Here is a 14,199-nt window from a genome sequence, read left to right as displayed (position 1 = left end):
AGCAAAGCATAATGGAACGCACGTCCAGGAAATTGGGACGCGGGGTCAAATCGGCCGGGGTATTCCTGATATATCCTCAAATCGGCGCGTTTGTATTCTATTTGCCCATCACGCTGGCAAGGATGCCAGGAATAGCAGGCAAACCATCAAGGATGGTGCGAGGTCGTTCCGGCGACACATAAACAGGACGACTGCACAAAGGTCTGGAGGTGTTTTGGAGCGCGGGATTGCAAGTACGAAACCAGAGTGGCATTTAACTCAATCAGAGGGGGTTTTACCATGTCGAATAAACCAGAAAGTACTGTCCAGGGGAATTTCTTTGACTGTACCATTAGAGCAGGTTACTACAATTTTATTGGCCCTGGCATTGCGCAACATACGTTTGCCATTGCCAAAAAAAATGATAGCACATACGCGATGCCTTGCTTTGGTTCATTTGCGCTCAGGGAAGAAGAGCGCGGCCACAGGGGCGTTGTATACCCTGCAGAATTATGGTCGCCCTGGATCATAGGATCACAACCTCAGGGGCAGGAGCTTCCTGCCAACTTGTCGGTAGCATTGGGGATGGCGCAGTTTAAACTTTTTCCAGGGGATGACTGGAAGGTAGCGGATTGGGATGCTTACTGGGCAAGTCTTGACGAACCATTTCGCGGCTATAGTCCGCAATCCTGGGCTGGTATTATCTACGGCGTACATGGTGTCTGTCATCAAGCCTGCAACCGGATTTTATGGGCTTCCCGAAAAGGGGCATTCAATTACACCCCTGTTAATTGGCCGCCGAGCTTCTCGGCCAGCTACTGGGCTTACGGATTTTATGGCAGTGTGACAGAGTCCGCTGCCGCCATTCTGGCAACTGCACTGGTGATCAATGCATTGGCGGGTGATACGAATGAAGCGATGGATCGCCTGAAGCGCTCAGAGCAACTGACACGCGATATCATGAATCATCAGACGCGCATCCATCTGGAAGACCATTCGGACGGAGCGATACGTCAGCATCAGGTGCAGGCCATCCTCGATAGATTACCGCAAGACTTGCAAATAGCATCTCCGGCAGCGGTTACCGAGATAATCAGGCTCGACAGGGAGTTCAGCAAAGCAAAGCTGAAGCTGGATAACGAGATTATCCTGACAGAAGATACACGACACCACGATGATTATGCGGCAAATCTAAACCGTGACTTCGCCAACTTACTTCTGGAATTCAGAGGCATCATGCCCGCCGAAACCTTCAATACCCTGTTCCCCGATGTGCCTGAAGGAAGCACCTTCACACTGGTTGAACGTAAGCTGATGCATAACAACTACCGTCAGTTAGTTGATTGAAATGGAGGTAGTGGAGATGGACAAGGTAAGCGTATTGGAAGCAGGGCCACGTATCTATGTCGAAATCCGTATGTTTTCAACGATTTTTTCAGCGCGGGCATATCGCTTGTCGGGCAGGTCGGTTCGCGAGGGCGTTGCTTTTTTTAATGTTCCTGCGCCCCACCAAATTCCTTTGGAAATTGTTGCTGTCGATAGTCACAATCCTCGTCTCGGTGTTTGTCTTGCGGCTCAGATTCAAGGACATACCTGGTATCTGACCGAGAGCCCTTATGCACGAGGCTCTGGATCTGGCCCTGTATTTAAAATGTCTCAAGACAGGGGGCAGGCCGTACGTCTCTATCTGCATTTCAATCCTGAAGAAAACATCCTGGCCATGAAGAAGGCAAGCGGCGAAGCCTTTACTCTGGATACGCGTGGAAGTGGCCAGTCTTTTCAGGCGTTTCAAGGGCAAAACAAACCGCCAATTCATCAGAATTTTTCTTGTAAGCTGACCCGTGAAGTATTTGCCATCAAGAATCCTGACACTGATCATGTATTTACCTGCATGGGTGCCGCTCCGGGATCACTGGTGACAGCAATTCCCGACGTGGGTAGCAAAAAACAGCGCTGGACGGCTGATTTTGAAAGAGGGATGCTGTTACACAACGCAACAGGGCTCGCACTGGACGTTGCGCAGGGATTGCACCAGAGACTTTGCATCAACACGCCAAATCGCAATAGTGATACCCAGCGCTGGCTATTTCAGGGTACTTTCCTGGTGCAAGTTCGCAACGCACTTGTATGTACGGGCCATGAAAGAGTCAAAAACCTGACTCTTGAACCAAGGGGGGGGAGAGTGGATCCCCGTCATCAGAAATGGGTTATCGAGATTGGGCAGCATGTGGAAGAGTGATCGCTCATGTTTATGCCTTGCCCCGTTCAGTTGCGGGTAACCAGGCGGGTAATCCAGTCTGCATAGTCACCTTCTTTCTTGTGTGCACTCCAGGGGGCAACTGTCTGATTCGAGTAACAGTAGCTTTGTTGCGCACGTACATCGCGCGGCGAAATACCGAAAGCACGGCGAAAGCTGCGGCTGAAATGCGCTTCATCCCTGAAGCCACAGGCAAAAGCAATTTCGTAAATCCAGCGCGGTTTGTCTGGTGCCTGCTTCAGCGCCGTATAAGCTCGCTGCAGACGTCGATTCTGGATATAGGTGCAAATACCGCCGAAGGGCTCAAACAAGCGATACAGTGTCGTTCGTGAAACGTGAAAGGCAAGTGCCAGGGTGTCCGGACTGAGTGATGGTTCGTTCAGATGTTTTTCGATATGATGTTTGATCAGGTTTAGTATGCTGATGTCGATCTGTCCATGCGCAACATTGAGTGCGTTAGCGGTGGGCCGGAAACATGCAGCGATCATGCCGGTCACGGCATCGGCAATAGAGATTGCCTGTGATTGCCTGGCTTCAGGCAAATGTTGATAGAGCGAGGTGAAATGATTCGCCAGCAGTTTGCCCAGGATTTTTTCACGCTTTAACACTGCACCGTGTAATACACTGGCATCAGGTAACACTGCCTCCATGGCGCTGCGCGGCACCACCAGTGTATGTGTGCGTGAACTGGTCGTGCGGGTACTCAGCGACTGGCCCAGATCAAGAATGCAGATATCTCCAGGCCGCATGACGATCTCGTGGTTGCCATTGATTTCACCTGTATAGCCACCTTCCAGATATAACTGAACCAGAAAATGATCGAGTCCATCTCCAGCGATTTTTTTGCGCGAACGCTGGAAGGCTTGTGGTGAATAACGGGCGTCACCAAATACCATGGCGCCCAGATGGTAGGCATTGACTGAAGCAAAAAGGGGATGCGATTCAGCACAGGGAGGAGAGCCGACATCAAACATCACCGCAATGCTGTCGCGCCAGGCTGTCCAGCGGTCAGCAGGGCTGGCCATTTCAGTGTCGAAAATACCGCAGGGCAGGAAACCGCTCATGACATCAGCTTCCTGGGAAACAGCTTGGTGGTCAGAATAGGTTTGCAACGATGCTCCCTGCGACTGTCAATTTGATGATCTCTTACATGGGGTTATTCATTTCATTGTTATTGTCAATAATGCATCATTATTTAAATTTTTGCAATATTGTTCTTTGTTCTCTTTTGCTGCCAAAGCAGTTTCACACTTCTTCCCGCAATTGCTACATGGACTGATACAAATTGTGTCTTGGTATCTATCTTTCTTGCATTCAGGCAATTTCAAACTTAATCTGGCTTGGTCGTCAAATTTGACGGGCCACTTTATGGAGAAGCAAATGAAATTCCTGAGTAAATTTTTGCTGTTGGGTTTGTTGGTCACCGGCTTCATGTCTCCTGGCATGGCTGCAGAAGAGCGCGGTACCACGGAGCAGGCGATGGCCATGGTCAAAAAAGGCATCAGCTATATCAAGGAACACGGCAAGGAAAAAGCGTTTGCTGAGTTTGCCAACACGGCTAACAAAGATTTCCACGACCGTGATTTGTACCTCTTTGCATATGATTTGAATGGCGTGAATCTCAGCCATGGCAATAACCCGAAAATGAATGGTAAAAACCTCATCGACCTGAAAGTGGGCGATCGTTTTGTAGTGAAGGACATGATTGCTGTCATCAACAGCAAAGGCAAGGGCTGGGTTGACTATCAGTGGCCAAATCCGGTGACCAAGGTACTGGAAATGAAATCGACTTATGTGGAAAAAGTGGACAATTATTTTGTAGGCAGCGGTGCCTACAAATAAGCAAGACTAGCGCTGAATCAGTCTTGTAGCATCATGAAAAGCCATTTTGCTTTGAGCAAGATGGCTTTTTTCTTTGCCGTAGTCAGCGCTGGCGGATGTGAAGGATGTGGACCAGGCTGTAATTCCCTGGCAGACAGTTTCGTGTTCAGACCGATGTGGGGCGGTCACTGACTTCAGCCATGGGGCTGAGTAGCAACGCCAGCAAGACTATCGCTACCAGCAGGATACCGCTGCTCATGAATAATTGAGGAATGGTGACGCTGCGCATCAGCCAGCCGGTGAAGGCGGCGGATACCGGGCCTATGCCCATGAAGATAAACATGAACATGCTCATGGCGCGGCCTATCATCTGTGGCGGCACCTGCCTTTGCATCCAGGTAAATACCGCCACATGCAGGAAGCCACCGAGGGTGCCCACGGCCAGCAAGATGCCGGCACCCTGCCAGCTGGCATTGATCAGCCCCATGGGAATGAACAGCAGGCCGACGATGAAGTCTATCAACAGGATGGTACGACCCAGATTGCCAAAACGCAGTCCCGGTCTGATGCCTGACAATGCCATGCCCAGCAGTGTACCGGCACCGTGCGCACCGGCCAGCAGACCAAGCGCGCTTGCGCTATTGCTGAGCTGATTGGCCATGACGGGCAAGGCGATCTGTATTGGCCCCATGATAAAGAAAGCAATCGCCGCCCAGTAAATGAAGCAACTGCGCAACTGCTTTTCATTCCAGCAGTAGCGCAAGCCTGCCAGGACGGATTGCAATAACTCCAGGGTTCCGCCACCTGCCTGCTGACCAGGCTGATTGGTGGGCACTGATGTGTTCATCGTGACCTTACTCAGTGTCCAGGCAGAAAATGCATAACTGAAACAGTCAAACAGGAAAGCTGCAGCCAGACCATGGGCATCGCTAACCGTATCCGGGCTGGCGGCATTCTGTGTGCCAAACAGGGCAATCAGCAAGCCTGCCAGTACCGGGCCGATAAACATGGTGAACTGACGCAAGCCCAGCATGATGCCATTCGCGGATTGCAGTTGCGCGCCTGGCACTACGCGGGGCAACATGGATGTACCGGATGGGATGCTGAAGGCGGTGGAAATGCCCAGCCCCAGCGCCAGCACATACACCATCCATAATTCCAGGTGTCCGATAAACAGCAGCAGGCTCAGTATGCCCAGTAGCGCGGTGTTGATGTATTTGGTCAGCATCATGACGGTTTTGGGTGAATAACGGTCTACCACGGCACCACCGATCAGGATGAAGAGCGCACGTGGAACGCTGATCAGGGCCAGTACGATGCCGAGTATCAGCGTGTCATTGCTCATCTTCAGTACCAGCCAGGGCAGGGCAATGAGGGTGAACTGGTCACCCAGCATGGATAGCATGCCACCACCGATCAGCCAGCGAAAATTGGCATCCTTGAAAATGGCTTTGCGTGCGTCTGGTTGGGATGCTGGCTGGGATGTTGATTGTGATGTTGTCTGTGACGTTGTTTGCGTGGTTTCCATGATTATTTTTTTCGTGTGTTTTTATTTTTTGATTGTGTATTGTTGGCGTCCAGGATCACCATGCCTTCGCGTGCATAGCGCAGCAAGGCTGGGGTCAAGCCGCCCCCCATGCCCAGTTCCGGTTCTTTTTCATGGATGGCCCTGACTTTGATGACGGTCGGCAAATGCTGACCCCAGGCTTCCATGAACAGCACGCGCCATCGGACCAGGATGGCCTGGCTGTCCGGATGTTCTGGCGGTAGCCCCTGCGCCATTTTTTGCCGCAAGTCGGAAAACACCTGAGTCCAGGCATTGGCATTCCTGAAGAAGGATGCACGGAAATATTGCAACTCTTCTTCACTCAGGTGTTTGCGATAAATGGCATACCGGACTTCGATTGACGATAAAGTGATGTAGTCCAACATCTCGTCATCCACGCCACTTAATGATTGCAGCGAAGGTTCATTCCTGTGCATCTGGGAAAATTTGTTGAGCAGATGTGCATCCGGCATGAGTCTGCCCATGGTCGCTATCCATTCCCTGGACATGGCCATGGCCCGTGCATCGGATGGTGGAACTTGTTGATCGATTAAGGCGCGGGCGGTTTCAATCAGGGGGCGCATGGCACCATCCAGTATGCCCTGATGATCTTGCTCCTGCGCACGCATGTGGGTGATTTCGTCACGGCTGAAATATTTGCCTATCACGCTCATCATTTCCAGCGTGGACAGCCAGTACTCGAGATTGGGTTCCTGATTGGCTTTCAACAGTGTGGACAGTTCTTGCAGGCGGTCGTGCAATCCCATGCTTTGGGCGATTTGCTGCTGCAGGCTGGTGATCTGCTGTTCAATCACACTTTGCAGGTCAGCATTTTCTCCGTTGATGACGTCAGCAACTTCCGCCAGCGACAAGTCCAGGCGACGCAGGGCTTGAATACGGTGCAGTCTTTTGATGTCGGCACGGTCATATAGACGATATCCAGCTTCGGACCGTGCCGAAGGCGTCAGCAAGCCTATCTTGTCGTAATGATGCAGTGTGCGTATGGTCAGACCAGTGCGGCTGGCCAGTTCGCCAATTTTCAGTAACATGCTTGATCTCCTTTCTGATGAAAACTATAAAGCCTTACATAACGTCAGGGTCAAGATTTATTTTTATGTACTTGTTTAATAGTTGATGTTGATGAGATTTTTGCCAGGTAGAAAGGCTGCTTGGTGACAAAAAAACGGACAAAAAACGAACAAAAAAACGGACAAAAAAGCCTGACGACAAAGGCTGGCGTCAGGCTAGTGTGAAGCTAATGTGAGTCTATATCAGGCGCTGGATTTCAGCCCTTCAGTGCTATCAGTGTTTGATTTCGGCAGGTGCTTGCGTACCTTCGGCGACCGTGGGGGCGACAAACAGCTGGGCGCAATCGACGGGGTCAAAGCCATAGTGTTTGCCGCAGAAATCACAATTGATGTCCAGTTTGCCCAGTTCCGTGATGGCGGTGCGCACTTCTTCTTCGCCCAGCATTTTCAGCATATTGCCGACTTTTTCGCGGGTGCAGTTGCACTGAAATTGTGGGTGCAGTGGGTCGAAAACACGCAGGGTTTCTTCCCAGAACAGGCGGTGCATGAGCGTCGCGATATCGGTGCTCAGCAATTCTTCCTGTTTCAGGGTGTCGCCCAGCATGACGGCATGGTTCCATGCTTCGGTTTCATCTTCAACCTGCGCTTCGGCACCGCCCGTTTTGGGGAGCTTTTGCAACAACATGCCACGCGATACCTGCGCATCGGCTGCCAGCCACAATTTGGTGTCAAGTTGCTCTGAACGCTGCATATAGTTTTCGATAACGGTGGCAATGCTGTCGCCATCCAGCGGTACGATGCCCTGGTATGCCTGTTGACCAGGCATTTTGTCATTTGGATCCAGGGTGATGACAAAGCGGCCCTGGCCATGTGCATGGATCAGGTCACTCAGTGTGGCATCTTCGGCGATGTCGGCATGCTCGCTGAGCTTGGCAGTGGCGCGCATCTTCAACTCTGCATCACACTCAACCACCAGCAATTTGACCGGACCATCACCATGAATCTGCATGATCATGGTGCCGTTGAATTTCAGATTGGCTGTCAGCAGCGCCGATGCTGCCATCAACTCACCCAGTATGGTTTGTACCGCGCGCGGGTAGGTGTGGCGTGCCAGTGTTTGTTGCCAGGTGTCGTTCAGTTCTACCATTTCGCCACGTACGCCGGCGTGTTCGAACATGAATTTTTGTAAGGTATCAGTCATTGCTTCATTGCTTTATGGTTGTGGCCGGGTCAGGCGATGCGTTTCAGTTGTGTTTTAAATGCTTGTCCACGCTGGACATAAGTGTCTGCATTGCGGCGCAGACCGGCAATATCTGCTTCCGTCAGGGTTCTGACGGCTTTGGCGGGTGATCCTATGATCAGTGAATTGTCCGGGAATTCCTTGCCTTCAGTGACGAGTGCGCCTGCACCCACCAGGCTGTTTTTGCCGATTTTTGCACCATTCAGGATAACGGCCTGTATGCCTACCAGTGAACCCTCACCGATGGTGCAGCCATGCAACATGGCCTGGTGGCCGACGGTGACGTAATTGCCTATGGTCATAGGATAACCAGGGTCGGTATGCAAAATGCAGCCTTCCTGTATGTTGCTGTTTTCACCCACGGTAATCAATTCATTATCGCCGCGTATGGTGACATCAAACCAGACACTGGCATTGGTTTCGATCTTTACTTTGCCTATGATATTGGCGCTGTCGGCAATATAGGCAGAGGCATCGATATCAGGCGCAATTTCGCCAAGTTGGTAAATGGGCATGGTTATTCCGTAAAATAGCGCATTGATGAATCCCGTATTGTAAACTGCCCGGCACCCGCCTGCCTGACTTCAGCTATATATGACCTATAAACTTGCCAATGAAATAAGTAGTGACTTGAACGCCCTGGGCATGGAGTCGAGTTCTGAATTGAGAGCGGCTGCGCTTGCCGCATTGCTTGAACCGCACCCCATGCGTAAATGTGACGCCATTCATGCCATACCGGCCGAACCTGTGATTGCTTTTGATGCCGTGCTGGCAGAACCAATGGGTATACCTGGCCGCATGGACAGGCCGGAACTGGTGCCGCCCGGTAAAGTAGGGCGCAGGGCAATGACTACGGTAGAGGGGCGGGCGGTTCTGATTCATGCCTTGGCGCATATAGAATTGAATGCGGTCAATCTGGCGGCCGATATTATCTGGCGTTTTCCATCCATGCCAAGGCAGTTCTATCTCGACTGGCTGAAAGTCGCCAAAGAAGAAGCTTATCATTTCCAGTTGCTGGAAGCGCATTTGCGCGTACAGGGTTTTTGCTATGGCGATTTTCCTGCACATAACAGCATGTGGGAAATGGCGAAGAAAACCAGCGCTGATTTACTGGCGCGTCTGGCACTGGTGCCACGTACGCTGGAAGCGCGTGGCCTTGATGCGACCCCCGCCGTCATGGCTAAGCTGGCTCAGGCGGGTGATCAGGCAGCGGCAGATATTCTGGCCATTATCCTGCATGATGAAATCGGCCATGTCGCCATAGGCAATTACTGGTACAAGACGCTGTGCAGACAGCAGGGGCTGGATACCATCAACACCTATGCCGAAATGGCATTGCGCTACAAGGCACCAACCCTGCGCGGCCCGTTCAACCTGAAAGCCAGAAAAGCGGCTGGTTTTGATGATGACGAATTGCAGGCCCTGAAGGATATGGCGTCGCGATAATTTTGGCTTCAGTCTGCAGCGCGCACGCTGCCTATGCCTTCGACCGATTTGCTGACATTGCGCGGACGGCCATAATAAGTCAGCGTGCCTATGCCCTGTACCGATGCGTTCAGGTTGTCACGTGCGTTGACGGATACGGCGCCCACACCTTCCACGCTGGCATCAACCTGCTCGGCGATCAGGTCTTTGGCTTCTACCAGACCCACACCCTGGGCTTTCAGGGTAAAAGATTTTACTTTGCCACTGGCGGTCAGCATGCCGGCGCCTTCATACAGCAGAGTGAAGTGGGAGCCGGAAATATTGTTCAGTGTGGTTTTACCCGCACCTTCCATTTTGAAGCGGACCAGCTCGGGTACGGTAATGATGACCTGAGCATTGTCTGACACCTTGATGGAATTTTTTTCCTTGTACGAAATCACCAGTTCATCGCCATAGACTTCGGTGACCACGCTGGCAAGAAATTTCTCATTGCCCCTGATCTGTATGGATTGTGTCTTGCCGACTTCTACCTGCAGGTTGAAAGCACTGCGGCTCTTGATGGATTTAAAGGCAGGAAGCGTGCGGTTTTGTTCATCCGCAAAAGCGGACACACTGAATAAGAAGACGGGCAGTAACAGTGATTGCAGGAAAATGCGGCGCATGGTTGCTCTCCAGAACAGGGGTAATCGGGTAAATGGTTGCCGTCAACATGATGTGTTGCAGCAGTTGATGATGAAGTATTACCCGATTCATCCTGGCTGGCAGCCGTTTTGCGATGAATTGCAAAAACAGGGTCCTGAGCCGCAAAAATAGCGCTTATGCAGGATTCAGGCATTCATAGTGCAGCATATCCATCCATACGCCATTGCGGAACACCGATGAATGTGAATGACCATATTCCCGAAAGCCGGATTTGCGCATGATGGCCTGTGACGGCAGATTGTCTTCTATGACGACCGCTTCGATACGCTTGAGCTTTAAATCGCTGAAGGCCGTGCTGACGACGGCCACTACGGCTTCGGTGGCAAAACCTTTACCGCCATGGCGCTGGCTGAAGCGATAGCCCAGTATGGCTTTGTGATAGTGCTCGGTTTCTATGCCGCGCAAGGTGATGCGGCCCACGATTTCATTATCCAGCCAGGCCAGGAAATGAAATTCCCGTTTGATACTGGCTGCGTACAGAGCCTGTTGCAGGCTGGAGCGTACTTCATCCAGATGATAGAAGGCGTCGCCACGACTGGCTATCCATTGTTCAAAATGCGCGCGATTTTCCTGTTCAAAGGCCAATACCGCTTCAGCATCACCGGATTTGACCAAACTGATTCTCAAGGCTGAACTCATAGACGTCATTTGTCATTCGTGGTTGATAAATGCTGATTGTAATGGATGCTTAAAGTTGTTGCTAATACTGTCGTAATCAGTAGCAATACTCCAGACCGGGAAAAAAATGGCACTCTCACTCTCAATGGCAAACCGTATCGTGCTTGCTTTAAGCGGCGTATTCTTTACTGCGCACTCCCATGCACAAATGGCCGGTCCCGGTTTGCCACCCTCTACCGCTGTGGTGCTGACAGGTTTTGCTGTCAACAAACCGATACAGTTACAGGACGTGGATGATATTGCGCAGGGCTTCCCCAGAGAGGTGGCGCGTCGGCTGGCGCAGAATACATCATGGCAAATACGTACAGCTCCGCATCTTTTATCTTTTGACTGGCAACAGGATGTACCGGCTAACAAGCTGCTGAATCAAATGGGCGCTACCTATGCCAGCCGGTATGTGGTGGCGGGTGAAATCCGCAATGCGGGTACAAAGATCGATACCAATCTGTTTGGATTGACGCAAAAAAAGACGCGGGCGATTGAAATTGAACTCCGTATTTATGATACGCAGTCGGGCATATTGCTGGCGCGGCAGGATTTTTCCAGGACTGTAGCCGGTGATGTGGCGATAGGTCGCGAGCATGTGTTTGGCGGAGCTGCGTTTAATTCAACGCAGTACGGCAAACTGATAGGCGAAGTGGCAGATCAGGTCGCCAGCCTGGTCAGTACCACGATTGCAGCGCAGCACTGACCCGTTTCGATTTGGCGTTTAATTTGTTTGCCTGGCTCTTTCTTCTTCACGCAAGCGCAGTATGCGGCGCTGGATTTTACCTGTAGTGGTCATGGGCAGGGCATCAATGAATTCGATTTCTTTCGGATATTCATACGGTGCCAGTTTGCCACGCACGTGGTTTTGCAATTCTGAAATCAATGCGTCGCTAGCATCGTAGCCCTTACTTAAGACTACGTATGCCTTGACGATATTGCCTCTTTCCTTGTCCGGTTTGGGGACGACTGCAACATTGGCAACGGCAGCATGTTTGACCAGGCAGTTTTCTATTTCGGACGGGCCTATACGGTAACCGGCAGCCTTGAACATGTCATCGGCTCGCCCCTGATACCACAGGTAACCATCGGCATCACGCAGGGCAAGATCACCGGTGCGACACCAGTCGCCAGTAAATTTATTCCGCGTGGCCTCATCATTTTTCCAGTAACCCAGAAAGAATACCGGATCAGGATGGCCGTACAAGTCGTAGCGATGCATGGCTACTTCACCTGTTACGCCGGTAGCGGTTTCCTTGCCTTCATCGTCAATCACCGCGACCCGGTGGCCGGGGTAGGGACGTCCCATGCTGCCGGGGCGTGCCGGCCATAATTGATGGCTATTGCCGACGATGTAATTCATCTCGGTCTGGCCAAACATTTCGTTAGGCGTCACTTCCAGTGCCTGCTCACACCAGTTGAATACGGCATCGCCGACGGCCTCACCGGCGCTCATGATGGCGCGCAGTGCCAGCTTGTATTTCTCCCTTGGTGCAGCATCTGCCTTCATCATCATTTTCAGGGCAGTGGGAAACAGGAAGGTATTCGTGACCTGGTATTTTTCCAGCAAATAGTAGGCGGTGTCGGCAGAAAAACGCCCCTGATAACCAACGATGGGTTTGCCGAAGTACAGGGTGGGCAGCAGGGCATCCATCAGCCCGCCTGTCCAGGCCCAGTCTGCTGGCGACCAGAACACATCATTTTCTTGCGGAAACCAGTTTTGCGAAGCGACAAAGCCGGTCAGGTTGCCGATGATGGCGGAATGAGGAATCAGTGCACCTTTGGGCGCACCAGTCGTGCCACTGGTGTAGATCAGAATGGCGGGATCACTGGCGCGGGTGCGCACGATGTCGCATCGTTTAGGCATGGCTGGCAAGTGAGTGTGCCAGTCTATATTGGGAGGTAAATCCTGGTTGCCGGGGCAATCGATGCTGATGACAGTTTTCAGGTCTGGGCACTGCATGCGAATTTCTTCAAAAGCCTTGATGCCGCTGCTATCCAGGACTATGCCTATGGCCTGGCTGTGCTTAAGGCGAAATTCCAGCGCATCAGGGCCAAACAGGAAGGACAACGGCATGACGATGGCCCCAATCTGCAGACAGGCCATGATGGTGATCGCGGTTTCTGGTCTTTGCGGCAAGATGCAGGCGACGACATCGCCACGCTGTACACCTTCCTGACGTAGCAGATTGGAAAGCTGGCTAGCCTGTTGATACAGTTCTGTATAGCTGAGGCTGCGCTGATTTCCTTCGCTGTCTTCTGACAGGATGGCGATCAGCCCTTGCTGCCCGGCCCAGCGATGGCAGCAGGCTTCGGCGATATTGAAATGGTCTGGAACTTGCCACCTGAAATCATGGTACAGCTTTGCATAGTGATCAATTTCATTGCTATTTTTACGTTTGTCCAACTGCTTCATCCTGTCTCCGTTATAATAATCGAACGGTCGTTCTATTGTTGCTGTCTTCGTAGCATCCTGCATCATACCTGTATGACATGCATGCCATGCTACTTGATATTGCGACAGCCCGGCGGTCCTTTGTCTGTCTTTCTTGATGAAAAAATTTAAATTGCCATGAAGCCTTCCACTTCCATTCCTCCATCACGCTCTTCCTATCTCGATATCCGTGGTTTGCAATACCATGTGCGCCATTGGGGGCCGGAAGCCGCACCCAAAATCGTGATGCTGCATGGCTGGATGGATGTATCGGCATCCTTCCAGTTTGTGGTCGAGTGTCTGAAGCAGGAGTGGCATGTGATTGCCCCTGACTGGCGTGGTTTTGGTCTGACCGAATCGCCGAAGGCCGATACTTACTGGTTTCCTGACTACATGGGTGATCTGGATGCCTTGTTGCGGCATTTTTCACAGGATGAACCTGTCAATTTGCTGGGGCATAGCATGGGGGGCAATGTAGCGGGCCTGTACGCAGGCGTCAGACCGGAAAGAGTCAGCAAGCTGATTAACCTGGAAGGCTTTGGCATGCCGGTCACGCACCCCAAACAGGCGCCTGGCCGTTACAGGAAATGGCTGGATGAGTTGCAGGATCAACCACAATTACGCACCTATGCATCCCCGGCGGAGGTGGCTGCCCGCTTGCAGAAAACCAACCCCCGGTTGTCGGATGAGCGGGCCGCCTTCCTGTCCGGTCACTGGGCAAAGGAAACCAGTGCCGGTTGCTGGGAAATACTGGGTGACCCGGCGCATAAACAAACCAGCCCGCTGTTGTATCGGGTAGAGGAAGTGATGGCATGCTGGCAAAAGATAACTGCGCCGGTATTGTGGATGGAGGCGGATGACACCAATGTCTGGCATTGGATGGGGCCGAAAGAAGAGGCGCGCATAGAAATCGACCGTCGCCTCGCACACATTCCACATTTACAAAAAGAAATGATCTTCGATGCAGGACATATGTTGCATCATGATCAGCCGGAAAAACTGGCAGAACTGATAGAGACATTTTTGGCCGGATAGCCACCATTTTTTGACGGATTGCAGGGCTGGAGAGTGAAAAGCGGGCTTATGGGTTACACTCTGGGAACC

At 51.8% G+C, this 14,199-nt stretch carries 14 protein-coding genes; 6 read left to right on the top strand and 8 right to left on the bottom strand.

Annotated features, from left to right (window positions below; translation table 11 throughout):
• Positions 1-279: 279 nt before the first annotated feature.
• Together H8L32_RS02385 and H8L32_RS02380 are read left to right on the top strand one after the other, a co-directional pair.
• Complete coding sequence (locus H8L32_RS02385; protein WP_186945550.1) at positions 280-1,326, top strand: hypothetical protein; 1,047 nt, start codon at positions 280-282, stop codon at positions 1,324-1,326.
• Between the two features lie 16 nt (positions 1,327-1,342).
• Complete coding sequence (locus H8L32_RS02380; protein WP_186945549.1) at positions 1,343-2,218, top strand: RICIN domain-containing protein; 876 nt, start codon at positions 1,343-1,345, stop codon at positions 2,216-2,218.
• A gap of 26 nt (positions 2,219-2,244) precedes the next feature.
• On the opposite strand, the gene H8L32_RS02375 is transcribed toward H8L32_RS02380, so the two are convergent.
• Positions 2,245-3,348 carry a helix-turn-helix domain-containing protein gene (locus H8L32_RS02375; RefSeq protein WP_186945548.1) on the bottom strand — a complete coding sequence of 368 codons (1,104 nt, stop codon included), beginning with the start codon at positions 3,346-3,348 and terminating at the stop codon, positions 2,245-2,247.
• Between the two features lie 268 nt (positions 3,349-3,616).
• On the opposite strand from H8L32_RS02375, the gene H8L32_RS02370 reads away from it, so the two are divergent.
• Complete coding sequence (locus tag H8L32_RS02370) at positions 3,617-4,078, top strand: cache domain-containing protein (RefSeq protein WP_186945547.1); 462 nt, start codon at positions 3,617-3,619, stop codon at positions 4,076-4,078.
• A gap of 145 nt (positions 4,079-4,223) precedes the next feature.
• Here H8L32_RS02370 and H8L32_RS02365 read toward each other — a convergent pair whose 3' ends face one another.
• The 4 genes from H8L32_RS02365 to H8L32_RS02350 all read right to left on the bottom strand — a co-directional run bounded on the left by H8L32_RS02365 (position 4,224) and on the right by H8L32_RS02350 (position 8,386).
• A complete protein-coding gene (locus tag H8L32_RS02365; RefSeq protein ID WP_186945546.1) occupies positions 4,224-5,585 on the bottom strand; it encodes an MFS transporter in 1,362 nt (453 codons plus the stop codon).
• A 2-nt stretch (positions 5,586-5,587) separates the two neighbouring features.
• Positions 5,588-6,652 (bottom strand): MerR family transcriptional regulator, encoded by a 1,065-nt coding sequence (locus H8L32_RS02360; RefSeq protein ID WP_186945545.1) that lies wholly within the window; start codon positions 6,650-6,652, stop codon positions 5,588-5,590.
• Positions 6,653-6,905: 253 nt separating this feature from the next.
• Positions 6,906-7,832: an Hsp33 family molecular chaperone HslO gene (gene hslO / locus H8L32_RS02355; protein ID WP_186945544.1), complete on the bottom strand. Its 927-nt coding sequence runs from the start codon at positions 7,830-7,832 to the stop codon at positions 6,906-6,908.
• A 29-nt stretch (positions 7,833-7,861) separates the two neighbouring features.
• The gene (locus H8L32_RS02350) at positions 7,862-8,386 is read right to left on the bottom strand and encodes a gamma carbonic anhydrase family protein (RefSeq protein WP_186945543.1); all 525 of its coding nucleotides are present in this window, start codon (positions 8,384-8,386) and stop codon (positions 7,862-7,864) included.
• Between the two features lie 79 nt (positions 8,387-8,465).
• Between H8L32_RS02350 and H8L32_RS02345 the strand changes: the two genes are divergently transcribed.
• On the top strand, positions 8,466-9,317 hold the full coding sequence (locus tag H8L32_RS02345) for a ferritin-like domain-containing protein (protein WP_230412026.1): 852 nt from the start codon (positions 8,466-8,468) through the stop codon (positions 9,315-9,317).
• 8 nt (positions 9,318-9,325) lie between these two features.
• On the opposite strand, the gene H8L32_RS02340 is transcribed toward H8L32_RS02345, so the two are convergent.
• Together H8L32_RS02340 and H8L32_RS02335 are read right to left on the bottom strand one after the other, a co-directional pair.
• Positions 9,326-9,958, bottom strand: a complete 633-nt coding sequence (locus H8L32_RS02340) for a head GIN domain-containing protein (RefSeq protein ID WP_186945542.1) — start codon at positions 9,956-9,958, stop codon at positions 9,326-9,328.
• A 154-nt stretch (positions 9,959-10,112) separates the two neighbouring features.
• Positions 10,113-10,625 (bottom strand): GNAT family N-acetyltransferase, encoded by a 513-nt coding sequence (locus tag H8L32_RS02335; protein ID WP_186945541.1) that lies wholly within the window; start codon positions 10,623-10,625, stop codon positions 10,113-10,115.
• A 118-nt stretch (positions 10,626-10,743) separates the two neighbouring features.
• Between H8L32_RS02335 and H8L32_RS02330 the strand changes: the two genes are divergently transcribed.
• Positions 10,744-11,367, top strand: coding sequence for a flagella assembly protein FlgT middle domain-containing protein (locus H8L32_RS02330; protein ID WP_186945540.1), 624 nt, complete (start codon positions 10,744-10,746; stop codon positions 11,365-11,367).
• Positions 11,368-11,385: 18 nt separating this feature from the next.
• On the opposite strand, the gene H8L32_RS02325 is transcribed toward H8L32_RS02330, so the two are convergent.
• Entirely contained in the window at positions 11,386-13,077 is a 1,692-nt protein-coding gene (locus H8L32_RS02325; protein WP_186945539.1) for an acyl-CoA synthetase, read from the bottom strand.
• A gap of 156 nt (positions 13,078-13,233) precedes the next feature.
• Here H8L32_RS02325 and H8L32_RS02320 point away from each other — a divergent pair, with 156 nt between their 5' ends.
• Complete coding sequence (locus tag H8L32_RS02320) at positions 13,234-14,130, top strand: alpha/beta fold hydrolase (protein WP_186945538.1); 897 nt, start codon at positions 13,234-13,236, stop codon at positions 14,128-14,130.
• The last annotated feature ends 69 nt before the right edge of the window (positions 14,131-14,199 follow it).

The sequence above is a fragment of the Undibacterium hunanense genome (genome assembly GCF_014284335.1).
GTDB classification, from domain to species: Bacteria; Pseudomonadota; Gammaproteobacteria; order Burkholderiales; family Burkholderiaceae_D; genus Undibacterium; species Undibacterium hunanense.
Note: the sequence above shows the minus strand (reverse complement) of the source record. Positions and strands in the feature narration are given on the sequence as shown.